The sequence below is a fragment of the Serratia sp. AKBS12 genome (assembly GCF_024793895.1).
Lineage (GTDB): Bacteria > Pseudomonadota > Gammaproteobacteria > Enterobacterales > Enterobacteriaceae > Serratia_F.
In genome coordinates, this window is sequence record NZ_JANUSB010000016.1 from 333292 (window position 1) to 356429 (window position 23138).

At 58.3% G+C, this 23138-nt stretch carries 21 protein-coding genes; 6 read left to right on the top strand and 15 right to left on the bottom strand.

All coding sequences use genetic code 11. From position 1 onward, the window contains the following. Positions 1–6: 6 nt before the first annotated feature. Genes sdhA through sdhC form a run of 3 tightly spaced genes read right to left on the bottom strand, consistent with a single transcriptional unit; the run spans position 7 to position 2507 of the window. Positions 7–1773 carry a succinate dehydrogenase flavoprotein subunit gene (sdhA, locus tag NYE85_RS20970; protein WP_259006657.1) on the bottom strand — a complete coding sequence of 589 codons (1767 nt, stop codon included), beginning with the start codon at positions 1771–1773 and terminating at the stop codon, positions 7–9. A 3-nt stretch (positions 1774–1776) separates the two neighbouring features. Continuing rightward, a complete protein-coding gene (sdhD, locus tag NYE85_RS20975) occupies positions 1777–2124 on the bottom strand; it encodes a succinate dehydrogenase membrane anchor subunit (RefSeq protein WP_004965811.1) in 348 nt (115 codons plus the stop codon). After that, positions 2118–2507 carry a succinate dehydrogenase cytochrome b556 subunit gene (sdhC, locus tag NYE85_RS20980; protein WP_004965813.1) on the bottom strand — a complete coding sequence of 130 codons (390 nt, stop codon included), beginning with the start codon at positions 2505–2507 and terminating at the stop codon, positions 2118–2120. The genes sdhD and sdhC overlap by 7 nt, the downstream gene beginning before the upstream one ends. A 753-nt stretch (positions 2508–3260) precedes the next feature. Between sdhC and NYE85_RS20985 the strand changes: the two genes are divergently transcribed. Continuing rightward, the gene (locus NYE85_RS20985; RefSeq protein ID WP_004965815.1) at positions 3261–4550 is read left to right on the top strand and encodes a citrate synthase; all 1290 of its coding nucleotides are present in this window, start codon (positions 3261–3263) and stop codon (positions 4548–4550) included. Between the two features lie 138 nt (positions 4551–4688). Here the strand turns inward: NYE85_RS20985 and nei are convergent, their stop codons facing one another. The 12 genes from nei to NYE85_RS21045 all read right to left on the bottom strand — a co-directional run bounded on the left by nei (position 4689) and on the right by NYE85_RS21045 (position 15270). Next, on the bottom strand, positions 4689–5480 hold the full coding sequence (gene nei / locus NYE85_RS20990; protein WP_259006658.1) for an endonuclease VIII: 792 nt from the start codon (positions 5478–5480) through the stop codon (positions 4689–4691). Positions 5481–5503: 23 nt separating this feature from the next. Continuing rightward, positions 5504–6148 carry a pyroglutamyl-peptidase I gene (gene pcp, locus NYE85_RS20995; RefSeq protein WP_259006659.1) on the bottom strand — a complete coding sequence of 215 codons (645 nt, stop codon included), beginning with the start codon at positions 6146–6148 and terminating at the stop codon, positions 5504–5506. Between the two features lie 8 nt (positions 6149–6156). Then, a complete protein-coding gene (locus tag NYE85_RS21000) occupies positions 6157–7164 on the bottom strand; it encodes a DUF979 domain-containing protein (RefSeq protein ID WP_259006689.1) in 1008 nt (335 codons plus the stop codon). Continuing rightward, positions 7164–7892, bottom strand: coding sequence for a DUF969 domain-containing protein (locus NYE85_RS21005; protein WP_259006660.1), 729 nt, complete (start codon positions 7890–7892; stop codon positions 7164–7166). Before NYE85_RS21005 ends, NYE85_RS21000 begins: the two co-directional genes overlap by 1 nt. Positions 7893–8126: 234 nt before the next feature. Continuing rightward, the gene (pxpA, locus tag NYE85_RS21010) at positions 8127–8864 is read right to left on the bottom strand and encodes a 5-oxoprolinase subunit PxpA (RefSeq protein WP_259006661.1); all 738 of its coding nucleotides are present in this window, start codon (positions 8862–8864) and stop codon (positions 8127–8129) included. Then, positions 8854–9786: a 5-oxoprolinase subunit PxpC gene (gene pxpC, locus NYE85_RS21015; protein WP_259006662.1), complete on the bottom strand. Its 933-nt coding sequence runs from the start codon at positions 9784–9786 to the stop codon at positions 8854–8856. Before pxpC ends, pxpA begins: the two co-directional genes overlap by 11 nt. After that, entirely contained in the window at positions 9780–10436 is a 657-nt protein-coding gene (gene pxpB, locus NYE85_RS21020; RefSeq protein ID WP_259006663.1) for a 5-oxoprolinase subunit PxpB, read from the bottom strand. Before pxpB ends, pxpC begins: the two co-directional genes overlap by 7 nt. A gap of 263 nt (positions 10437–10699) precedes the next feature. After that, positions 10700–11443 carry a type 2 GTP cyclohydrolase I gene (locus NYE85_RS21025; protein ID WP_259006664.1) on the bottom strand — a complete coding sequence of 248 codons (744 nt, stop codon included), beginning with the start codon at positions 11441–11443 and terminating at the stop codon, positions 10700–10702. 18 nt (positions 11444–11461) lie between these two features. Continuing rightward, the gene (locus tag NYE85_RS21030) at positions 11462–12442 is read right to left on the bottom strand and encodes an MBL fold metallo-hydrolase (RefSeq protein ID WP_259006665.1); all 981 of its coding nucleotides are present in this window, start codon (positions 12440–12442) and stop codon (positions 11462–11464) included. A gap of 20 nt (positions 12443–12462) precedes the next feature. Continuing rightward, positions 12463–13893, bottom strand: a complete 1431-nt coding sequence (gene phrB, locus NYE85_RS21035; protein WP_259006666.1) for a deoxyribodipyrimidine photo-lyase — start codon at positions 13891–13893, stop codon at positions 12463–12465. A 75-nt stretch (positions 13894–13968) separates the two neighbouring features. Next, positions 13969–14922 carry a 2-thiouracil desulfurase family protein gene (locus tag NYE85_RS21040; protein ID WP_259006667.1) on the bottom strand — a complete coding sequence of 318 codons (954 nt, stop codon included), beginning with the start codon at positions 14920–14922 and terminating at the stop codon, positions 13969–13971. A 141-nt stretch (positions 14923–15063) separates the two neighbouring features. Beyond that, complete coding sequence (locus tag NYE85_RS21045) at positions 15064–15270, bottom strand: YbfA family protein (RefSeq protein ID WP_004965842.1); 207 nt, start codon at positions 15268–15270, stop codon at positions 15064–15066. Positions 15271–15741: 471 nt separating this feature from the next. Here NYE85_RS21045 and NYE85_RS21050 point away from each other — a divergent pair, with 471 nt between their 5' ends. From NYE85_RS21050 to kdpD, 5 genes are all read left to right on the top strand, one after another. Then, positions 15742–15831, top strand: a complete 90-nt coding sequence (locus tag NYE85_RS21050) for a K(+)-transporting ATPase subunit F (protein WP_039992361.1) — start codon at positions 15742–15744, stop codon at positions 15829–15831. Next, positions 15831–17519: a potassium-transporting ATPase subunit KdpA gene (kdpA, locus tag NYE85_RS21055; RefSeq protein ID WP_259006668.1), complete on the top strand. Its 1689-nt coding sequence runs from the start codon at positions 15831–15833 to the stop codon at positions 17517–17519. Before NYE85_RS21050 ends, kdpA begins: the two co-directional genes overlap by 1 nt. A 21-nt stretch (positions 17520–17540) precedes the next feature. Beyond that, the gene (gene kdpB, locus NYE85_RS21060; protein ID WP_259006669.1) at positions 17541–19610 is read left to right on the top strand and encodes a potassium-transporting ATPase subunit KdpB; all 2070 of its coding nucleotides are present in this window, start codon (positions 17541–17543) and stop codon (positions 19608–19610) included. An 18-nt stretch (positions 19611–19628) separates the two neighbouring features. Further along, on the top strand, positions 19629–20198 hold the full coding sequence (gene kdpC / locus NYE85_RS21065; protein WP_259006670.1) for a potassium-transporting ATPase subunit KdpC: 570 nt from the start codon (positions 19629–19631) through the stop codon (positions 20196–20198). A 237-nt stretch (positions 20199–20435) separates the two neighbouring features. Beyond that, entirely contained in the window at positions 20436–23138 is a 2703-nt protein-coding gene (gene kdpD / locus NYE85_RS21070; protein ID WP_259006671.1) for a two-component system sensor histidine kinase KdpD, read from the top strand.

Consider the following 23138-nt stretch of genomic DNA (forward strand, 5'->3'; position numbering starts at 1 on the left):
GCGAAATTAGTAAGAACGCACTTTCGGCGGGAATGCCGGGCGCAGTGTCGGTTGCATGTTCACTTCACGACGGGTCATGCTTTCCGACTGCGGCAGATACAGCGAATGGCACAGCCAGTTGGCATCGTCACGTTCCGGGTAGTCGAAGCGGCTGTGTGCGCCACGGCTCTCGGTACGGAAGTTGGCCGAAACGGCGGTGGAAAACGCAGTCTCCATCAGGTTATCCAACTCCAGGCATTCAATGCGCTGGGTATTGAATTCGCTGGAGGTATCGTCCAGACGGGCGTTCTTCAGACGTTCACGGATCACTTTCAGCTCTTCCAACCCTTTCGCCATCGCATCGCCTTCGCGGAACACCGAGAAGTTGTGCTGCATGCAGGATTGCAGTGCCTTGCGGATTTCGACCGGATCTTCACCGGAACGGGTATTGTTCCAGCGGTTGAGGCGGTCCAGCGAAGCTTCGACGTCGGAGTCGCTGGCGTCACGGCTTTCGCCCTGCTCTGCCAACGATTCCTGCAGGTGCATGCCGGCGGAACGACCGAACACCACCAGATCCAGCAGCGAGTTACCGCCCAGACGGTTGGCACCGTGTACCGATACGCAGGCGATTTCACCCACCGCGAACAGCCCCGGAATCACTACGTCTTCACCTTTTTCGTTCACCGTCAGCGCCTGGCCGGTCACTTTGGTTGGGATGCCGCCCATCATATAGTGGCAGGTCGGGATAACCGGGATCGGTTCTTTGACCGGATCGACGTGGGCAAAGGTGCGCGACAGCTCGAGAATGCCCGGCAGGCGGGATTCCAGCACCTCCTTACCGAGGTGATCCAGCTTCAGTTTGGCATGCGGGCCCCATGGACCGTCGCAGCCACGGCCTTCGCGGATTTCGATCATGATCGAACGGGCAACCACGTCGCGTCCCGCCAGATCCTTGGCGTTCGGCGCATAACGCTCCATAAAGCGTTCGCCGTGCTTGTTCAGCAGGTAGCCGCCTTCGCCGCGGCAACCTTCGGTAACCAGTACCCCCGCTCCGGCGATGCCGGTTGGGTGGAACTGCCACATTTCCATATCCTGCACTGGCACGCCGGCACGGATAGCCATGCCGACCCCGTCGCCGGTATTGATGTGGGCGTTGGTGGTAGACTGGTAAATGCGGCCCGCGCCGCCGGTGGCCAGCACGGTCGCCTTGGCCTTGAAGTACACCACTTCGCCGGTTTCAATACAGATGGCGGTAGTCCCCACCACCGCGCCATCCTGGTTTTTGACCAGATCAAGCGCGTACCACTCGGAAAAGATGGTGGTGTGGTTCTTCAGGTTCTGCTGATACAGGGTGTGGAGCAGCGCGTGGCCGGTACGGTCAGCCGCTGCCGCGGTACGGGCCGCCTGCTCGCCGCCGAAGTTCAGCGACTGGCCACCGAATGGACGTTGATAAATGCGGCCATCGTCCAGGCGGGAAAACGGCAAGCCCATGTGTTCCAGTTCCAGAATCGCTTCCGGGCCGGTTTTACACATATATTCAATGGCGTCCTGGTCACCGATGTAGTCGGAGCCTTTTACCGTATCGTACATATGCCATTCCCAGTTGTCCTCGTGGCTGTTACCCAGCGCAACGGTAATACCGCCCTGGGCAGACACGGTATGGGAACGGGTCGGGAATACTTTTGACAGCAGGGCACAGGTTGAGCCCGCTTGGGAAATTTGCAGTGCCGCACGCATACCTGCGCCGCCTGCACCGATAACCACTGCATCAAACTCTCTGACTGGCAGTTTCATTGTTTACGCACCCCACACTACGATTGTTCCGTACAGTAAATAAACCAGCAACGCGACGACAATCGCCAGTTGCAGCATCAGGCGTAACGCCAGTGGCTTGATATAGTCCGTCAGCACCTGCCACATACCGATCCAGGCATGCACCAGAATCGACAACAGCGTTAACAGGGTGAATACTTTCGTAATGCTGGTTGCGAAGAAACCGCGCCAGATTTCGTAGGTCATATCCGGAGCCGTGGCAACAAAGCCCAGGATATAGAGAACATACAGGGTGATGACGATGGCGGAAGCACGCAGTAACAACCAGTCGTGTACGCCGTTGCGTCCTAATGCAGAAACATTGCTTACCATACGAGGACTCCAGCCAGAATTGACAGCACGGCGGTCAGAACGAACGCCACCTGGGCAGAACGCTGGCCAGCGGCTAAACTCTCTTCGATATAGCCAAAATCCATTAACAAGTGACGAATGCCACCGCAAATGTGATAGGCCAACGCAGTGAGGATCCCCCAGAAGATGAATTTGACGAAGAAGCTATTCATGATGGCGGCAGCCTGCAGGAAACCCTCTTGAGAGGAGAGTGACATGCCCAGCAGCCAGAGGAGGATACCCACGGCAACGAAGGTAATTACGCCAGAGACTCGGTGTAAGATGGACGCTATCGCAGTTACGGGAAACCGGATCGTTTGCAGATCCAGGTTGACAGGTCTTTGTTTTTTCACGGTTTTGCCCACACAGCTCTTATTATTTTCCTTCCTCCGGGCCTGGGTGGGGATCAGACAGCGTTAAGAGCCAAAACCCTTACACGTCACGCGCTCAAACATCAACATCCTCTGTGCTTAAACGGCGCGTAGTTATAACGCTGGGTGCTCCTACTTCAGGGTAATCCGGAGACCTGGCGGCAGTATAGGAGGATCACATTCTGATTACAATTCCCGTACAATCCCTTTGATAACATTTCCCCCGAACAGTGATTTAGATCACGATTTTCACAATTAGTGCAAAATTAATTATCTGATTTGACAAGAGATCAACATTTCCATTACATATAGGGGCACAAACGGTCCTATGATGCGCTATAGGTCAGCAGATACACTTCCCCCTACGCACAAGTTATGCAACAGTGTATTTGGTTAAAACCCCCGAACACGTCGTAGGTAATGATTAACAGAAAATAACGAATTCAACGAATCGTTAACAACTGGTCACCCGTCTCGTTCGCCTGGTCAAACCCAATGGATTTCACGTTGTAGCCAGGAGGCAAGCGTATGCCCCGACTGCCTGAACGGCATACACAACCGGGGTCGGCGCGGCCATACCGCTGCGACATGAATGACGAACGGTTTGACACTCTGTACCCTACCAGCGCAATTGCGCAGTCGCTCACAGAGTTGGCGCCGGTTTTGCTTATTTGTGGGCAACTGGCGGAGATTTAAGGTATTTCAGTTGTTAGAGGTTTTTAAAATAAGGCGCTAAGGAGACTGTAAATGACTGATAAGAAAGCGACGCTAACCATCAATGGCGGCGAAGCTCCGATCGAACTGGGCGTACTAACCCCAACGCTGGGTCCCGATGTCCTCGACGTCCGCGCCCTGGGTTCCAAAGGTTATTTCACATTCGATCCCGGCTTTACCTCCACCGCTTCCTGCGAATCCAAAATCACCTTCATTGACGGTGACAAAGGTGTTCTTCTGCACCGTGGCTTCCCGATCGAGCAGCTGGCGAAACAATCTTCTTATCTGGAAGTGTGTTACATCCTGCTGTACGGCGAAACTCCAACGCCGGAAGAGTTCGAAACCTTCAAGACCACCGTCACCCGCCACACCATGATCCACGATCAGATCACCCATCTGTTCCGTGGCTTCCGCCGCGACTCACACCCAATGGCGGTGCTGTGCGGCGTAACCGGCGCGCTGGCGGCGTTCTACCACGATGCGCTCGACGTCAACAATGAACGCCACCGTGAAATCACCGCATTCCGCCTGCTGTCCAAAATGCCGACCGTGGCGGCGATGTGTTACAAATATTCCCTCGGCCAGCCGTTCGTCTATCCGCGCAACGATCTGTCTTATGCCGGTAACTTCCTGCACATGATGTTCGCCACCCCGTGCGAAGAGTACGTGGTGAACCCGGTGCTGGAACGCGCCATGGATCGCATCCTGATCCTGCATGCCGATCACGAGCAGAACGCCTCCACCTCTACCGTGCGTACCGCCGGTTCGTCAGGCGCCAACCCGTTTGCCTGCATCGCGGCCGGCATTGCTTCCCTGTGGGGGCCGGCGCACGGTGGTGCCAACGAAGCCGCGTTGAAGATGCTGGAAGAAATCAAAACCGTTGAACACATTCCAGAGTTCATCAAGCGCGCCAAAGACAAGAACGATTCGTTCCGTCTGATGGGCTTCGGCCACCGCGTGTACAAAAATTACGATCCACGCGCCACCGTGATGCGTGAAACCTGTCACGAAGTGCTGAAAGAACTGAACAAGAAAGACGATAACCTGCTGGCCGTGGCGATGGAGCTGGAACACATCGCGCTGAACGACCCGTACTTCATCGAGAAGAAACTGTACCCGAACGTCGACTTCTACTCGGGCATCATTCTGAAGGCGATGGGCATTCCGTCCTCCATGTTCACCGTTATCTTCGCCATCGCGCGTACCATCGGCTGGATCGCCCACTGGAACGAAATGCACGACGAAGGCATCAAGATCGCCCGTCCGCGTCAGCTGTATACCGGCTATGCTGAGCGTGACTTCAATTCTCAGTTGAAGAAATAACGCCGCGTTTAACCAGATTACATCTGACAACGCCGCCCATCGGGGCGGCGTTTTTTTTTGCTCCTTCCCGCAGCCTATCGCAGCGGTTAATGTGGGTCACCGTCCGGTAACTTGCAGCTTGCCCCCCAATACCAACGATTAATGCTGGCAAACAGGGCACCAGTAAAATGGTCGCGACGACAGCGTCGTTTTCACGATCATCGCTCCGCAGCGCAGGCACGGCTCGCCGCTGCGATGAAACACCTTAAAGCTGAACAATGCCCCATGATGCACATCGTCATTGGCCTGACCACGGGTCTGATAAGATAATCGCGGTAGCGCCAATATCGCCTGCGCCAGACGTTGCAGCGCATCGGCAGACAAGTCCTGCGGCCGGTGTTGCGGCGCCAGCTGCGCCTGCCACAGGATTTCCGCCCGCAGATAATTACCCAGCCCCGCCAAAAATGCCTGATCGAGCAGTAGCCCGCCCAACTGCCGCCGGTAAAATGCCGGCGCAAGCAAACGCTGTGCGACCTGCCGCTGCGTCAATGCCATATCCAGCACGTCCGGGCCGATGCGCTGTAAAAACGGGTGCATGGCTATTTCTTCCCGCGGGGCGAGGGTGATATCCGACGCGCTGTACAACAGGATCGCCTGCCGCGCCGTTTGCAGCCTCACGCGCAGACTGCGCTTGGTCGCCGGGGATTCCCCGGCCTTTGCCACTTTCCAGATGCCATACAGCTGGTTATGACTGTACAGCGTTAATCCGTTGGAAAAGTGTGTCAATAGCGCCTTGCCGCGCGGTTCAATCGCCACGATCCGCTGACCGATCAACTCTGGCTGGTAGTGTCTTAACTGCGGAAAGGCGAACCAGACCTCGGTCAGCGGCTGCTCCAGCACCGCCGCCGCCAAGGTATCTGCCGCCCGGCGAATTTCCGGTCCTTCCGGCATGCTAGCTCCTCCTGATGCGGGCGTTAATGCGTTGCGCCCCCGCCGATTTTCAAATCATGCTCTACCTGCAGGGCAATGGAAATCGCCAGCTCCAGGGCAAACAGCACGGTGCCGGCGGCCATGCTTGGCGCACCGGGATGCGACGCCGCCTGTTCCGGCAGGTAGGGAATATGAATGAACCCGCCCTTGATCTGTGGCCGATGGTGCAAATGATGCAGCAGACCGTACATCACATGGTTGCAGACAAAGGTACCGGCGGTCTGCGATACCGACGCAGGGATCCCCGCCTCGCGCATTGCCGTTGCCATCGCCTTGATCGGCAAGCTGCTGAAATAGGCCGCCGGGCCGTCAGCGACAATCGGCTCATCGATCGGCTGCTGCCCCAGGTTATCCGGGATGCGCGCATCGTCAACGTTGATCGCCACCCGCTCCAGCGAAATATCGCTGCGGCCGCCGGCCTGGCCGATCGCCAGCACCAGCAGCGGCTCGATCTCGTCAATCGCCGCGTTCAGCACATCGCGCGCCGCGCCAAACACGCACGGCAACTGACGCGCCACTACCCGTATGCCGGCCAGTTGCATATCGTTCAATTGCCTGACCACTTCCCATGAAGGATTCACACGCTCGCCGTCAAACGGTTCAAAGCCGGTTATCAATACTTTTTGCATGCGCTCTCCTACAGGAACATCAAGAAATACAGCAGAAATACGTTGATCAGCAGCAACAAGACGCCGGTCGGGATCTGCGCCTTGATCACCGCATTTTTGTCCGGCAACTCCAGCAGTGCCGCCGGTACAATATTAAAGTTAGCCGCCATTGGCGTCATTAGCGTACCGCAATAGCCTGAAAACATGCCAATTGCTGCCATCACCGCCGGATTACCACCGTGCTGCAACACTAAAATGGGAATGCCGATACCGGCGGTGACAATCGGGAACGCGGCAAAGGCGTTGCCCATCACCATGGTCAGCACCGCCATGCCAATGGCATACACCGCTACCGCAATAAAGCGGTTGTCCACCGCCAGATATTCCTGCGTCAGGTGTGAAATCGCCGTGCCAACGCCCGCCACGGTAAACAGCAGGCCGAGCGTGGCCAGGATCTGCGGCAGGATAAACGCCCAACCGATCGAATCCAGCAGACGACGTGCCTCCTGCAACGGCTGCGTCACGGTTTCACGGGTCATCTTCACCGCAATGATGCCGCCAAGCACCACCCCCAAAGCCATGGAAAACAGCGTAATCAGGGTGGCATGATTGCCCGGGCCAAACACCGCCGTTTGCAACGCCGGAATATTATTGAACAGCAGCACGCCGACGACCGTCACCACCGGTATCGCCAGCGCGGGAATAAACAACCGGTTACCAAGCCGCTTGGCGCTAACCTCACGCTCCTGCGGCGTACGTTGATGATAGCTGCCAAGGCGTACGCCGCCGAAGCCGGCAATCAATGCCATCACCACCACCAGCCCGCCGATGGCGATATGCAGATGACGCTTGGCCTCTGCCCCGCTGCCGAACAGCGCGTAAGTCCAGTCGCCCACCAGGAACACCAAGCCATAAAGCCCCCAAAACAGCGCGGTAGTGACACGCCGCGGATTGGCGCGATCGCGCAGCGACATCACGGCGATAATCACCAGCACCACGCCGGCCAGCCAATACAGATATTGCTGTTGAAAATGCATCATGCGTCTCCCTTGCTCTGCAACGCCGCCTGATTAAGCTGCGCCAGTTCGGCACTGAGCTGCCGGTCCATGCGATACAGACGGAAGGAGTGGATCAGGAAGGCGAAAATCGCCGTCGGAATGCCCCACAAGGCGATATGCAGCGGCTCGGTCTGTATACCGCCCGATTCCAGCATAAAATTGTGCATAAAGATGATGGCGCCGAACGCCACAAAAATATCTTCACCAAAGAACAGCCCGACGTTATCGGTTGCCGCCGACATGGCGCGCAGGCGATGTCGCACTCGCTCCGGCAGTTCGCCGTAACGATTCTCCGCCGCACCTTCTGCCATCGGCGCCAGCAATGGACGCACCATTTGCGGGTGCCCCCCAAGGCTGGTCAGCCCCATCGCCGCAGTGATTTCCCGCACAAACAGATAGACGATCAGCAAACGACCGGCGGTGGCACTTTTGATCTTGGCGATCCACGCCTGTGCGCGTTCTTTTAGCCCATGGCGCTCCAGCAAGCCGATAACCGCCAGTGGCAACAGCAATATCAATGGCAGGTTACGGGTATTGAGAAAGCCTTCCCCCAGCTTTTCCAGAATCTGCGCCAGCGGCATAAATGCCGCCAGCCCGGTGACGATGCCGGCGGCGATCACCACCAGTACCGGGTTAAAGCGTAAAACAAACCCAACCACGATGACGGCAATGCCGATCAGTGGCCAGAGATTAACCACCTGTTCCATAGCGTTTCCCTTTTATGATGTTAGTGATGTTGTATGCAGACTGCTGACTAGCTCGGAGCGCAGCGAGGGCTTGCCATTGAAGTGGCAATGAGCGCCGACAAACCAAATTTGCCCCTTGGCATCCCCTGTCTTGGCCCGTAACAAAAATCAGGGATGGCTCATCCGCGCCTTTCACTACGCCAGTCGCCGGGCTGTCGCCCCGGCGGTGACCTTGTCGGCAATCTGGCGTTATTATTATTCTGCGCTAACACTAATGTTATGTTTTTTAAAGCTTTCACGCAGTTTATTTGCATATTCCAACGCATGCTCGCCGTCGCCGTGCAGGCAGACGGTTTCGGCCTGAACGGCGGCCCATTTACCCTCCACGCTACGCACGCGATGATGGCGCACCATTTCCAGCGTTTGTTGTAACGCGTGCTCATCGTTGTCGATCAGCGCTCCCGGTTGGCCACGCGGTACCAGGGTGCCATCAGCCAGATATCCGCGATCGGCAAACACCTCCTGACGCGTTGCCAGCCCGAGTCGTTCCCCAGCGCGGATCAGCTCGCTGCCGGCCAGGCCTACCAGCCGCAGCGCCGGATCAACCGCCTGTACCGCCCGGGCAATCGCCTCCGCCAGCGCTGGTTCGACGGCCGCCTGGTTGTATAGCATGCCATGTGGCTTCACATGTACCATCACTGCGCCTTCCGCCCGAGCAATGGCGGCCAGCGCCCCCAACTGATACACCACCTGTGCAAACACCGTTTCCGGCGGCAGTTGCATACGCGTGCGACCAAAGTTTTCTCGATCGGGAAAGCTCGGGTGCGCGCCGATGGCTACGCCGTATTGCTGCGCCCAACGCACCGACTGCCGCATGGTTTGCGCATCGCCAGCATGGAAGCCGCAGGCAATATTGGCAGAGCTGACCAATTGCAGCAGCGCCTGGTCGTTGGCGCAGCCTTCGCCGAGATCGGCGTTTAAATCAACTAACATTCAACCCCCAGGCAATTTGTTGGATAAAATGATCCTGCTCGGCTTTGGCGCGCTGCGCCTGTGCCACGCTGCAAGGAATGAAATGGATCGGCTCACCCAGGCGGATCTGCGCCAAGTGGTAGAGATCGGCTTCGATCACGCAGGCAATCCGCGGGTAGCCACCGGTGGTTTGTGCATCGGCCATCAAGACAATCGGCTGCCCGTTATGCGGCACCTGCACCACGCCCGGCAGCAGGCCGTGCGACAGCATTTCGCGATCGGTGGTACGCGCCAGCATCCCGCTGCCATGCAATCGATAGCCCATGCGGTTGCTCTGTGGACTGAGCTGCCAGGCGGTACGCCAAAATTCCTCCTGCGCCTCCGGGGTGAACTCATCATATTCCGGCCCCGGCATGGCGCGAATGCGGTTGTTGAACAGCAACTGCTTCACTCCAACCGACGCAGCCGGCAATGAGACACTTTTACCTAACGGCAAGCGATCGCCATCTTTCAACAGCCGCCCTTCCAGCCCGCCAAAGGCGGCTTTCAGATCGGTGCTGCGTGAACCGAGCATTTCCGTTACCGCAATGCCGCCGGCCAGCGCCAGATAGCTGCGCATACCGCGTTTGGGCTGCCCCAATACCAGTTTTTGTCCCTTTTTAACTGCATAACGCCAGCCGGTCCACAGCGGTTTGCCATCCAGTTGGGCATCGCAGCCCGCTCCGGTCAGCGCTATCCAGCCGCTGCGGGTGAATTCGGCGCTGAACTGGCCCAGGGTGATTTCCAAACCGGCGGCGTCAGGCGCGTTACCCACCAGCAGGTTGGCAATTTTCAGCGCGGGTATATCCAACGCCCCGCCCTGACTGATGCCCAGACGACGAAAGCCGTTACGACCCAGATCCTGTACCGTGGTATAAATGCCGGCGCGTAGAATGTTCAACATACGCCCTCCTTTTGTGGCACAAAGCGCACGCTGTCGCCGGGGCGCAGCAGCGTAGGCGGCATTTCAAGCGGGTTGAACAGCGCCAGTGGCGTACGGCCAATCAGCTGCCAGCCGCCCGGCGTCGCCAGCGGATAAATGCCGGTCTGGCTGCCGCCTATACCCACCGAACCTGCAGGCACCGATAGGCGCGGCTCGGCACGACGCGGCGTGGCAAGGCGATCCGGCATGCCGCCAAGATAGGAGAACCCAGGCTGGAATCCCAGGAAATACACTATATAGGCTGCCGAAGCATGACACTCGACCACCTGCTGCATCGTCAGGCCGGTATGGCGCGCCACCTCGGCCAGATCCGGCCCCTGTTCTCCGCCGTAAACCACAGGAATCTCCACCTGGCGTGCTTCCGGCACCAGCGTTTCATTGCTTTCCCACCCCTGTTGCAATAATGCCAGCATCGCTTCGGCATCGGCCTGAGGCGTATCCAGCACTAATGTCAGATTATTCATGCCTGGCACCACTTCGCGAATCTGCGGATGGTGATTGAGTTTTTCCGCCAGTGCCCAGATCCGCTGCTGGCTGGTCAGCGTCACCGGTGGCGCCAGCTCAAGCACTACCGCTCTTTCACCCAGTAGGTAATAACGTGCTCGTTGCACCCTTATGCTCCTTGTACCCGTGATGTTGCAAACCGCAGCATTGCTGACGGCACTTGCCTCTCCCAGCCACTGGCTCGGATACGCAGGCCGATCGCCTGACTGCCATTTGAAACCCAGCAGGGGATTTATTATTTGTCTGCGTATCAGTTATGCTCGACGGGGCTCTGGCTGTCAATAGAACGCAACCATTGGGAAAATAAAGAGATAGGATATTAAAAGGATTCAGCCGACGCGGCGGCCGGGCTGATCCTGGAGAGAAAAAATCAGGCGGGATTAGGGATATCGATAAAGGTCACGTCAAAACCGTGCTGCTGCGCCAGCCACTCCCCCAACGCCTTGACGCCGCCACGCTCGGTGGCATGGTGACCGGCAGCAAAGAAGTGCACGCCCATTTCCCGTGCGCTGTGAATGGTTTGTTCAGACACTTCGCCGCTGATAAAGGCGTCAACGCCAAAGCGCGCCGCGCTGTCGATAAAACCCTGGCCGCCGCCGGTACACCAGGCCACCCGGCGAATTTGCGCCGGTGCATTGTCACCGCAGTGCAGCACCGTACGCCCAAGACGGCTTTCTATCCGCTGCTGCAATTGCTCGCCGCTTAACGGCTGGGCCAACTCGCCGTACGGCACCAACGGCTCCACTTCACCGATCGCACGAATGTCCAGCGTCTGCGCCAACTGTGCGTTGTTGCCCAATACCGGGTGCGCATCCAGCGGCAGATGATAACCGTACAAATTGATGTCATTGCACAGCAGCGTTCTCAAGCGGTTGCGCTTCATGCCCCGCACCGCCGGCGCTTCGTTTTTCCAAAAGTAGCCATGGTGCACCACAATGGCGTCGGCCTGCCGTTCAACCGCCGCCTCCAGCAGCGCCTGACAGGCGGTAACCCCGGTGACGATGCGCTGCACCTGTGGCCGCCCTTCCACCTGCAGGCCGTTGGGCGCATAGTCCTGGAACGCCGCGCAGTTAAGTTCGTTGTTGATCAGTTTTTCCAGATCGAGATTATGCATGGATTTCTCTCTTAAAAATTAAAACGTCTGCCGATCGCCCTGTTCCATCATGATAAATTTCACGCCGAGACTGTTTGCTTGATCCAACTGGCGTTTAATGGTGGCGCGCACATCGTCACCTTGCCTGATGCTCGGTTTGACGTGGCTTATCACTACCGGCAAGCCTTGCAGCGAACCGTCACCGCCGCTGTACTTTTGCAGGTTATGCAGCTCTTTTAGCAGCCAGTCCGGCGTCAGATGCCCATACAGCTGATTATCCGCCACCCCGTTTGGGTAAGAAGTTTCGATAATCATCCCCTTCAGCTTTTTTTGCTGGACCAACGGACCTAACGCGCGCCAGACGGTATCCAGATGACGCGACTGCTCGACCGCGTCCGGCCCGGTATCGCCGAAGTAGGCAAATGCGCCGTTGCGATCGGACAGCAACACCATCGACGAAGGATAGCGATCGTGACTGAGGGGGTAAAGTACGCCACTCAGCCCGGTGGTGCCGAAGGTGAAACGCTGCTGCTCCCGCACCGGCTGCAAACGGTAGGTTCCCAGCCGGGCACCGTTGCCGGAATCGGTGAAGTTGGGCCAGACCTTCCAGTTGAAGTAGTGATTACGCAACGTCAGTACGGTATCTGAGGAGGCATACAGGGTTTTCTTGTTATCTTCCGGCGCTGCCAGCACCAGGCCCGCCAGATGGTCGAGATGCGCGTGACTGATAAAATAGCCGCCAATCAATTGACGAAACACGTAACCCTGCGGCGTATAGGGCGCAGCCAGTTGCGGCGTGACCTGTGGAAAACTGCCCTTTTCAAGCCCCTGGGCAATGCCGGGCAGCAATGAGCCGGCGTCCAGCGCCACATACTGTGTCTCTCCGTCGCTACGGATCAGGTAGGACGTCAGGTTGCCATCGCTGAAGCCACCGTCCACCCCCAGTGCGACAACGTCAAAACCGGCCATCGCCAGCGCTGAGTAGCCGCTCAGACAAACGGCCAACACCTTCTTCAACATACCTTCGCTCCTTGCTCGCGTTATCCCGCTCCTCGCTTCGCCGCGTCAAACGCCGCCAGCGTGGCCAGTCGGGCCTGTGGATGATCGACAATCGGCAACGGATAATCCAGCACACGCTGCTGTCTTTCCGCCCAACGGTGGGGATGATGGAGTTCATTGTCGGGCACATCCGCCAGTTCGGGCAACCACTTGCGAATAAAACTGCCTTGTGGATCAAAACGTTTACCCTGAGTGGTGGGATTGAAAATGCGGAAATAAGGCGCAGCGTCGGTGCCCGTCGATGCCGCCCATTGCCACCCCCCGTTGTTGGCGGCCAGATCGCCGTCCAGCAGTTGCGACATGAAGTAGCGTTCACCGGCCCGCCAGTCGATCAGCAAATCCTTTACCAGAAAACTGGCGGCGATCATCCGCAGGCGGTTATGCATCCAGCCGGTCTGGTTTAGCTGGCGCATGGCGGCATCAACGATCGGGTAACCGGTGCGCCCCTGCTGCCAGGCGAGGAAATTTTCAGCCGCTGGGTTCCAGCGTACCCGGTCTGTCCAGGCAATAAAGGGACGGTGGCGGCACAACGCCGGATTCGCCACCAGCAAATGACGGTAAAATTCACGCCAAATCAGCTCGTTCAACCAGCAGCAAGCACCGCCGTCCGGATTGGCCAGCATATCTGGACACTCGGCACGCAGCCGATTGACACATTGACGCGGCGACAACGCACCGATCGCCAGATAGGGTGACAGAACGCTGGTGCCATCAACCGCAGGAATATCGCGTTGGTGATGGTAGTCCTGCACCCGTTCCCGGCAAAAGTGGCGCAGCCGGCGCAACGCGGCCTCTTCTCCCGCCGGGAACGCGTCGTCAATCCCAGCGGCGGGATAATCGAACGGCTCTGGCGACGTGATGGCCGGCAACCGACCGCTGGACCGCAGCGCCGGCGCAGGCAGACTGGCGACGTCAGACGCGCCCAGGCGCGCCAGAAACGCCCGGCGAAACGGCGTATACATTTTATACATTTCGCCGTTACCGTTCAGTACGCTGCCGGGTGGCAGCAATAGACTGTCATCGAACGCCTGGCAGTTCACCAAGCCGAACAGACGCTGCTCCAGTAGGTGGTCGCGACGTCGTTCATTCAATTCGTATTGGCGATTGTAAAACAGCGCATCAACGCGCGAAGCCTGACAAAAATCAACCAGCCAATCGACGGCGGCGGCAAAATCGTCGCATTGCTGGGTGACCAGCGGGATGCCGCGCTGTGCCAGCGTCTGTTGCAGCTGCAACAGCGTGGCGTGGATAAACGCCGCCTGGCGCGCAGCCATATGATGTTGCCGCCATTGTTGCGGCGTGGCGATAAACACGGCCATTACCGTGGCCTGAGGATCGCGACAGGCGGCATACAGCGCCTGGTTGTCGGTGACGCGCAAATCGTTTCTCAACCAGACCAGATGGGTGGTCATAACGCTCCTTTATGGCGAGCTGTCCCTTCGCGGGTTGATTATATCGGCTGGCAGGTCCCGGCCATCGCCGTGCGTTCAATGGCCGTAACGCAGCCGCAGCGCTTCCGGGTAGGGCTCAAAATAACGTTGCTGCGCCAGATAGCTGTCGGGATATTCCGCCATATAATGTTTTAACAGGGTGATCGGTGCCAACAGCGGCTGCATTCCCTGACGATAACGGTCAATCAGCTGCGCCAGCTCTTGCCGTTGTGCCGCACTGAGCTGACGACGGAAGTAACCTTGCACGTGCATCAGCACGTTGGTGTGATTGCGCCGCGTGGCCTTATGTGCCAGCAATCTCATCAGGCGGTTGCGATATTCCTGTGCAAAGGCATCCAGCGACGACCATTGGTCGATGGCGGCCACAAAGCGACCCAGTTGGCGATATTCCACTTGCGAGTGCGCCAGCAGCGACAGTTTGTAACGACTGTGAAAAGCAATCAGCGCGCCACGCGTCAAGCCCTGCTGCCACAGCATATTCAGTTCGTGCAGCGTATAAACACGCTCGACAAAATTTTCCCGCAGCAGCGCATCATTCAGTCGGCCGTCCTCTTCTACCGGCAGCCAGGGCATCTGCCGCATCAGTTCGGCAGTAAACAGTCCGACGCCGCTTTTGCGTGCACCCTCGCCATGGTCGCCATACACCCTGACCCGTTCCATGCCGCAGCTCGGCGACTTGGCGCAGACGATATAACCACATAAATGCTGCAACGTCGCGACCCGGTGGGCGGAAAACCGCTGCATGTCATCGGTAACATCCACCGTACTGTCGTTGCTGTTGCACAACGCCGTTTGCTGACCCTTTTTGACCAACCGCAACGCCGGACGGGGTGCTGGCAAGCCAATCGCCATTTCAGGACAGATCGCTTCGAATTGCACGAACGGCGCCAGTTGCTCCACCGCAAAAGCCAGCCGTTTATGGCCGCCATCGAAACGCACAGCGCCTCCTAACAGGCAAGCGCTGATGCCGATCGGAATTTTATCGCTCATGTTGGTTCCCTGCGCAATGGATTACGCTAAAAGTGTAGAAGAATTCGTGAGTTAATACGACCTGCCGAAGGTAATGCGCTAAAAAATGGCGAAAAAAACCCCCGCATGTCAATGCGAGGGTAGTAGGTACGGCAGCGCGGTTTAGTAAAAATCGCCAGACGCCAGCTCCGCCTGTTGCAGCCACACCGGTTTATCGCTGGTCTTCGACCAGACGCGATGCAAATAGCTGTAAAAACGTGCGCGATCGGCGCGGAACAGCATGATAGGCAAAGCCAGGATACCGAGCAGGACTACTGCGCTGCGGCGCAGGAGAATCCGATGCAATGGATAAGCGTGATACAGGGACATGCGAACCTCCTTATACCCTATTGTTCAACATCGCTGCCGCACGGTCTCAGCCAAACCAGCGTTTGCCGAATGGCCGGCTTGATACGACGCCAACAAATAGCGGGGTTAATATAACGCCGGCTGCGGGGCACTACGGTCAGGAACAGCTCAGCGTAAAAGAAAACGGGATAATGTGTTAACTGCGCAAAATTTTAGCGCATCGGCTGAAAGTTTACTACTCATCCGACCACCAAATCGCACAAAAAATCGCTCATTTGCTGATTATAGTGAAAGTTTGTTACAGGAAAGTTAATCAATAACCAAACCTGCGTTAATGGCAAGCCTGGCCTGCGTGGCTCACCCCCGCTTTTTTTGCCAGGGGCGTCGGCGTTTTTATACTTTTTTTACACCGACCCATCCTATTTTTTCATCTTCTTTCTACCGTCCTCTCTACACTCCCGCTATCCAAACCTACACCTGTGGAGGTGTCCCGTGAGTTTCAGCGTCATAAGTGGTGCGCTGTTGGTTCTGCTGCTGTTGGGCTATCTGGTTTACGCGCTGTTTAATGCGGAGGATTTCTGATGGCTGCGTCGGCCTTTCTACTCATCGCCAGCTTCATGCTGGTGCTTCTGGTGCTGTCCCGCCCGCTGGGCAGCGTTTTGGCCCGTCTTATAGAAGGCGAACCACTGCCACTATTACGCCGCTTCGAAGCCGGCGTCTGGCGCTGCTGCGGCCACAGCGGCGCAGAAATGCACTGGTGGCAATATGCCCTGGCGATGGTGATGTTCAACCTGCTGGGCATGGTTCTGCTGTTTGCCCTGTTGATGGGGCAAGGCGCACTGCCGCTTAACCCGCAAGGCTTCCCGGGGCTGTCGTGGCATCTGGCGCTGAATACCGCCGTCAGTTTTGTCACCAACACCAACTGGCAGGCTTACAGCGGGGAAAGTACGCTGAGCTACCTGAGCCAGATGGCAGGCCTGGCTGTGCAAAACTTCTTGTCCGCCGCCACCGGTATAGCCGTTGCGTTTGCGCTGATTCGCGCCTTCGCTCGCCGTTCAAGCGCCACCATTGGCAACGCCTGGGTCGATCTGCTGCGTATCACGCTGTATGTATTGCTGCCGCTTTCACTGATTATCGCACTGTTGCTGGTAAGCCAGGGCGTGCTGCAAAACCTGTCGCCATATCTGCACCTGCATACGCAGGAAGGCACGCAGCAGATCCTGCCTATGGGACCCGTGGCGTCGCAAGAGGCGATCAAAATGCTCGGCACCAACGGGGGCGGCTTCTTTGGCGTCAATTCGGCACATCCGTTTGAAAATCCGACCGCATTGAGCAACTTCGTACAAATGCTGGCCATCTTCCTGATCCCGTGTGCGCTGTGCTTTGCCTTTGGCCAGGTGGCGGGCGAAAACCGTCAGGGTCACGCACTGATCTGGGCAATGGGGCTGATTTTCGTGGTGGCGGTGGCGGTGGTGATGTATGCCGAACTGGCAGGCAACCCGCACCTGAGCGCCCTGGGTGGTGCCAGCAACGCCAATATGGAGGGTAAAGAGTCGCGCTTTGGCATTCTCGCCAGCAGCCTGTTTTCGGTAGTGACCACCGCCGCCTCCTGTGGGGCGGTTAATGCCATGCATGATTCGTTCACCGCGCTCGGCGGCATGGTGCCGCTGTGGCTGATGCAGATCGGCGAAGTGGTGTTCGGCGGCGTCGGCTCCGGCCTGTACGGCATGCTGCTGTTCGTGTTGCTGACGGTGTTTATCGCCGGGCTGATGATCGGCCGCACGCCGGAATACCTCGGCAAGAAAATCGACGTTTACGATATGAAGATGACCGCACTGGCCATTCTGGTGACGCCGACGCTGGTGCTGCTGGGCAGCGCGCTGGCCATCGGTACCGATGCCGGCCGCGCCGGGATCCTCAACCCTGGCGCACACGGTTTTAGCGAAGTGCTTTACGCCCTCTCCTCCGCTGCCAACAACAACGGCAGCGCATTTGGCGGGCTGAGCGTCAACACCCCGTTCTACAACCTGTTACTGGCATTTGCCATGTTTGTCGGCCGCTTCGGGGTGATCCTGCCGGTATTGGCCATCGCCGGTTCACTGTGCATGAAGAAGCGTCAACCGGCGGGTAACGGCACGCTGCCGACCACCGGGCCGCTGTTTATCGGTTTGTTAATCGGTACCGTATTGTTGATTGGCGCATTGACTTTCGTTCCGGCACTGGCGCTAGGCCCGGTGGCCGAGCATTTACAGGTCTGGCTGGCACACTAACCGGCATAAGAGAGAAATCGTATGACTCGCAAACAACGTGCGCTTTTTGAACCGGATCTGGTACGAGCCGCGCTGCTCGACGCGGTGAAAAAGCTAGATCCCCGCGTCCAGTGGCGCAATCCGGTGATGTTCGTGGTGTATATCGGCAGCGTGCTGACCACCCTGATCTGGCTCAGCCTGCTGGCCGGTAAAACCGACGGCAGCGCCGCGTTTACCGGCAGTATCGCCTTGTGGCTATGGTTTACCGTACTGTTCGCCAACGTTGCCGAAGCGCTAGCCGAAGGGCGCAGCAAGGCGCAGGCCGCCAGTCTGAAGGGCACCAGAAAAACCATTTGGGCCAAAAAGCTGGCCACGGCGAAACGCGATGGCGCGACGGAAAAGGTCGCAGCAGACAGCCTGCGCAAAGGCGATATCGTGCTGGTGGAAGCCGGTGATACCCTGCCCTGCGACGGCGAAGTGCTGGAGGGCGGCGCATCGGTGGATGAAAGCGCCATTACCGGCGAATCCGCGCCGGTGATCCGCGAATCCGGCGGCGACTTTTCCTCGGTTACCGGTGGGACTCGCGTGCTGTCCGACTGGCTGGTGGTGCAATGTACCGTCAACCCCGGGGAAACGTTCCTCGATCGCATGATAGCCATGGTTGAAGGTGCCAAACGCCGCAAAACGCCAAATGAAGTGGCGCTGACCATTTTACTGGTGGCACTGACCATCGTGTTCGTGCTGGCGGTGGCCACGCTGTTACCGTTCTCGCAATATAGCGTGAATGCCGCCGGCAGCGGCTCGGTAGTCAGCGTGACCGTATTGGTGGCGCTGCTGGTCTGTCTGATCCCGACCACCATCGGCGGGTTGCTGTCAGCCATCGGCGTCGCCGGCATGAGCCGCATGCTCGGCGCCAACGTCATCGCCACCAGCGGCCGCGCCGTTGAGGCAGCTGGCGACGTCGACGTGCTGCTGCTGGATAAGACCGGTACCATCACCCTTGGCAATCGACAGGCCTCTGAGTTCCTGCCGGCTCCCGGCGTAAAAGAGCAGGAACTGGCCGATGCGGCACAGCTGTCTTCGCTGGCGGATGAAACGCCGGAAGGCCGCAGCATCGTGGTGCTGGCAAAACAGCGCTTTAACCTGCGCGAGCGCGACTTGCAAACGTTAAATGCCACCTTTGTGCCGTTTTCGGCGCAAACGCGGATGAGCGGCGTCAACGTGCAGGATCGTATGATCCGTAAAGGTGCGGTGGACGCAATTCGTCGCCACGTGGCATCCAACGGCGGTCACTTCCCGGTAGCGGTAGATGCCCTGGTGGAAAGCGTGGCGCGTACCGGCGGTACACCGCTGGTGGTAGCGGAAGGCCCACGGGTGCTGGGCGTGGTCGCGCTGAAGGACATCGTCAAAGGCGGCATCAAGGAACGTTTTGCCGAATTGCGCAAAATGGGCATCAAAACGGTGATGATAACCGGTGACAACCGCTTGACCGCCGCCGCCATTGCCGCCGAGGCCGGGGTAGACGATTTTCTGTCGGAAGCAACGCCAGAAGCCAAGCTGGCCCTGATTCGCCAGTATCAGGCTGAAGGCCGCCTGGTGGCAATGACCGGCGACGGTACCAACGACGCCCCGGCGCTGGCGCAGGCCGACGTCGCGGTGGCGATGAACTCCGGCACCCAGGCGGCAAAAGAGGCCGGCAATATGGTCGACCTCGATTCCAACCCGACCAAACTGATCGAAGTGGTGCATATCGGCAAACAGATGCTGATGACACGCGGTTCGCTGACGACCTTCAGTATCGCCAACGACGTGGCAAAATACTTCGCCATTATTCCGGCGGCGTTTGCCGCCACCTATCCGCAGTTGAATGCGCTTAACGTGATGCAGCTGCATTCACCCGCTTCGGCCATTTTGTCGGCGGTGATTTTTAACGCGCTGGTGATTGTGTTCCTGATCCCGCTGGCGCTGAAGGGCGTCAGTTACCAGGCGCTGAGCGCGGCGGCCCTGTTGCGCCGCAACCTGTGGCTGTATGGCGCCGGCGGTCTGCTGGTACCGTTTGTCGGCATCAAGCTGATCGATCTGCTGCTCACCGTGCTGCACATTGCCGGCTAGACTCGAAAGGAGATAGTTATGTCTTATTTACGCCCATCACTGGTGATGCTTTTGTTGCTGACACTGCTCACCGGTATCGCCTATCCGCTGCTGACTACCGGGCTGGCACAGCTGCTGTTTGCCGATCGCGCCGCAGGGTCACTACTGTATCAAGGGGATAAGCTGGTTGGCTCCGCGCTGATCGGCCAGAATTTCAGCCAGCCACAGTATTTTTGGGGGCGACCTTCTGCCACCGCCGATTCGGCTTATAATGCCGAAGCCTCCGCCGGCAGCAATCTGGCGGTTTCCAATCCGGCACTGGATAAGGCCATCGCCGAGCGCGCCGCGCGGTTGCGCCAGGCCAATCCGACCATGCGCGGCCCGATCCCGGTCGATCTGCTCACCGCCTCAGGCAGCGGGCTCGATCCGCAGATTTCCCTGGCCGCGGCGTATTATCAGCTGGCGCGGGTCGCGGCTGCGCGCCACTTGCCGCCGCAACGGCTCGCCGATTTGATAGTACAAAATAGCGAACGCCCGATGCCGAATTTTATCGGTGAATCGGTGGTTAACGTGCTGAAGCTGAATATGGCGCTGGATGCGCTAAAGTAATCGCAGGTTACGCGATAACATCAAGGGTCCGGCTTGTCGGGCCCGTCAGACTGATGACAAACCTTACTCCCGCACAGAACGGGTAGAGGTCAATAAATAAAAAAACAGCAAAATCAATTTATTGATTTTCGGCTGCTCACCACAAAGCAGGAAAAACCACGCTTTTTCCTGCTTTGGCAGCAATCTAAGGGGTCCGGCTGGTCGGGCCCGTTTTGCGTGGAGTGACAAGGATCCGACATGGTTGATGAACAACAGCGCCCCGACCCCGACAGCCTGCTGGCCGCCGCCAACGAAAAGCCACGCGGCCGGCTGAAGGTGTTTTTTGGCGCCTGCGCCGGCGTCGGCAAAACCTACGCCATGTTGCAGGAGGCGCAGCGCCAGCGCAGCCAGGGGCTGGATGTGCTGATCGGCGTGGTCGAAACCCACGGCCGCAGCGAAACGGCCGCCCTGTTGACCGGCCTGCCGATGCTGCCGCAAAAACGGATCCAGCACCGTGGGCGTACCGTGCATGAATTCGATCTGGACGCCGCGCTGGCGCGCCACCCGGCACTGGTGCTGATGGACGAACTGGCGCACAGCAACGCCCATGGTTCGCGCCACCCCAAGCGTTGGCAAGACGTGGAAGAACTGCTGGACGCCGGCATCGACGTACTGACCACCGTCAATGTGCAGCATCTGGAAAGCCTGAACGACATCGTCGGCGGCGTAACCGGCGTACGCGTACGTGAAACGGTGCCCGATCACGTATTCGACGAAGCGGCCGAGGTAGTACTGGTGGATCTGCCGCCGGACGATCTGCGCCAGCGGCTACATGAAGGCAAGGTGTATATTCCCGGTCAGGCTGAACGCGCTATCGAGCACTTTTTCCGCAAAGGCAACCTGATCGCCCTGCGCGAACTGGCCTTGCGCCGCACCGCAGACCGGGTGGACGATCAGATGCGTGCCTTTCGCGATACCCAAGGCCGCGAAAAAGTCTGGCATACGCGCGACAGTATTCTGCTGTGCGTCGGCCATCACAGCGGCAACGAGAAACTGGTGCGCATTGCCGCACGGCTGGCGGCGCGGCTGGGTTGTGACTGGCACGCCGTGTATGTCGAAACGCCAACGCTGCACCGTCTGCCGGAAAACCGGCGACGCGCCATTTTACGCGCGCTGCGTCTGGCGCAGGATCTGGGAGCGGAAACCGCTACGCTGGCCGATCCGAACGAGGAACGTGCTATTTTACGCTACGCGCGCGAGCATAACCTCGGCAAAATCATCATTGGTCGCCACGGTGAACAGCGCTGGAAATGGCGCGGCAGCTTTGCCGATCGGCTGGGAAAGTTGGGGCCGGATCTCGATCTGGTGATCGTGGCGTTGGAACATGAACCGCCGTCGCTCCTCGTCAAAGAGGCCGACGGCCGCAGTTTCAGTGACAGGTGGCGCATTCAGCTACGTGGCTGTGCAGTGGCCTTTGCGCTGTGTGCGGCCATTACGCTGCTTTCGCAATGGTTGCTGCCAGGCTTTGACCAGGCCAACCTGGTGATGGTGTATTTGCTGGGCGTGGTGATCGTGGCGCTGTTTTATGGCCGCTGGCCGTCGGTGCTGGCGGCGGTAATCAATGTGGCCAGCTTCGATTTGTTCTTCGTCCAGCCGCACTGGTCATTCGCGGTAAGCGACGTGCAGTACCTGCTGACGTTTGCGGTAATGTTGATCGTCGGCATTACCGTCGGCAATCTGACCGCCGGCGTGCGTTATCAGGCGCGGGTGGCGCGCTATCGCGAGCAGCGAGCGCGCCATCTGTATGAAATGTCGCGTGGTCTGAGCCAGTCGCTGACTATCGAGGACATCGCCAGCGCCAGTCGTCATTTTCTTGCCAGCAGCTTCCAGGCCAAAGCGGTTCTGTTGTTGCCGCAGGACGATGGCCACCTCAGGCAGATGGTCGGTGAAGAAGGCGGCCTGTTGACGGTAGACGACGCCATTGCCCGCTGGAGTTACGATAAAGGCCTGCCCGCCGGCGCCGGCACCGATACGCTGCCCGGCGTCCCCTACCAGTTGCTGCCGCTAACCGCCTCGCAGCAGACCTTTGGCCTGTTGGCGATTGAGCCGAACAACCTGCGACAGTTGATGGTACCGGAGCAGCAACGCTTGCTGCAAACCTTTACCGTGCTGATCGCCAGCGCCCTCGAGCGTTTGCAACTGGCGCGCAGCGCCGCCGAAGCCAAACTGGATGCCGAACGCGAACAGCTGCGCAATTCGCTGCTGGCCGCCCTGTCCCACGATTTGCGTACCCCGCTGACGGTGCTGTTCGGCCAGGCGGAAATCCTCACGCTGGATCTGGCCGCCGAAGGTTCCCAACATGCGCAGCAGGCTAGCCAGATCCGTCAACAGGTGCTGAGCACCACCCGGCTGGTGAACAATCTGCTGGATATGGCGCGTATTCAATCGGGCGGTTTCAGCCTGCGTAAAGAGTGGCAATCGTTAGAAGAGATCGTTGGCGCGTCGCTGCATATGCTCGAACCGATCCTCAGTCAGCATGACATCAAGGTCGAACTGCCCGACGAGATGGTATTGATCAATTGCGACGGTAGCCTGCTGGAGCGTGTATTCACCAACCTGTTGGAAAATGCCAATAAATATGCCGGGCACGATGCTATTATCGGTATTCGTGCCCGCACCTTGCCGGACTGGCTGGAAGTTGAAGTCTGGGATAACGGCCCGGGCATTCCGCAAGAACAGAAACAGCGTATTTTTGACAAGTTTGCTCGCGGCAATAAAGAATCACCGATTCCCGGCGTCGGTTTGGGGTTGGCGATTTGCCGTGCCATTATTGAAGTGCACGGCGGCCGTATCTGGTCCGAAGATGCCAGCCAGGGGGGAGCCAGTTTCAAATTCCTGCTACCGCTGGAAAAAATGCCGGAAATGGACAGCGATGCTTTTGATTTGCCAAAACGCTATTGA

What these genes read in the sequence shown, in the direction of transcription:
- NYE85_RS21045 (WP_004965842.1), bottom strand. Translation starts at nt 15,270, where the DNA reads ATGTCCCTGTATCACGCTTATCCATTGCATCGGATTCTCCTGCGCCGC.
- phrB (WP_259006666.1), bottom strand. Translation starts at nt 13,893, where the DNA reads ATGACCACCCATCTGGTCTGGTTGAGAAACGATTTGCGCGTCACCGAC.
- pxpA (WP_259006661.1), bottom strand. Translation starts at nt 8,864, where the DNA reads ATGTTAGTTGATTTAAACGCCGATCTCGGCGAAGGCTGCGCCAACGAC.
- sdhD (WP_004965811.1), bottom strand. Translation starts at nt 2,124, where the DNA reads ATGGTAAGCAATGTTTCTGCATTAGGACGCAACGGCGTACACGACTGG.
- kdpB (WP_259006669.1), top strand. Translation starts at nt 17,541, where the DNA reads ATGACTCGCAAACAACGTGCGCTTTTTGAACCGGATCTGGTACGAGCC.
- NYE85_RS21030 (WP_259006665.1), bottom strand. Translation starts at nt 12,442, where the DNA reads ATGTTGAAGAAGGTGTTGGCCGTTTGTCTGAGCGGCTACTCAGCGCTG.
- pcp (WP_259006659.1), bottom strand. Translation starts at nt 6,148, where the DNA reads ATGCAAAAAGTATTGATAACCGGCTTTGAACCGTTTGACGGCGAGCGT.
- NYE85_RS21025 (WP_259006664.1), bottom strand. Translation starts at nt 11,443, where the DNA reads ATGCATAATCTCGATCTGGAAAAACTGATCAACAACGAACTTAACTGC.
- kdpA (WP_259006668.1), top strand. Translation starts at nt 15,831, where the DNA reads ATGGCTGCGTCGGCCTTTCTACTCATCGCCAGCTTCATGCTGGTGCTT.
- nei (WP_259006658.1), bottom strand. Translation starts at nt 5,480, where the DNA reads ATGCCGGAAGGACCGGAAATTCGCCGGGCGGCAGATACCTTGGCGGCG.
- sdhA (WP_259006657.1), bottom strand. Translation starts at nt 1,773, where the DNA reads ATGAAACTGCCAGTCAGAGAGTTTGATGCAGTGGTTATCGGTGCAGGC.
- pxpC (WP_259006662.1), bottom strand. Translation starts at nt 9,786, where the DNA reads ATGTTGAACATTCTACGCGCCGGCATTTATACCACGGTACAGGATCTG.
- kdpC (WP_259006670.1), top strand. Translation starts at nt 19,629, where the DNA reads ATGTCTTATTTACGCCCATCACTGGTGATGCTTTTGTTGCTGACACTG.
- NYE85_RS21005 (WP_259006660.1), bottom strand. Translation starts at nt 7,892, where the DNA reads ATGGAACAGGTGGTTAATCTCTGGCCACTGATCGGCATTGCCGTCATC.
- NYE85_RS20985 (WP_004965815.1), top strand. Translation starts at nt 3,261, where the DNA reads ATGACTGATAAGAAAGCGACGCTAACCATCAATGGCGGCGAAGCTCCG.
- NYE85_RS21040 (WP_259006667.1), bottom strand. Translation starts at nt 14,922, where the DNA reads ATGAGCGATAAAATTCCGATCGGCATCAGCGCTTGCCTGTTAGGAGGC.
- kdpD (WP_259006671.1), top strand. Translation starts at nt 20,436, where the DNA reads ATGGTTGATGAACAACAGCGCCCCGACCCCGACAGCCTGCTGGCCGCC.
- NYE85_RS21000 (WP_259006689.1), bottom strand. Translation starts at nt 7,164, where the DNA reads ATGCATTTTCAACAGCAATATCTGTATTGGCTGGCCGGCGTGGTGCTG.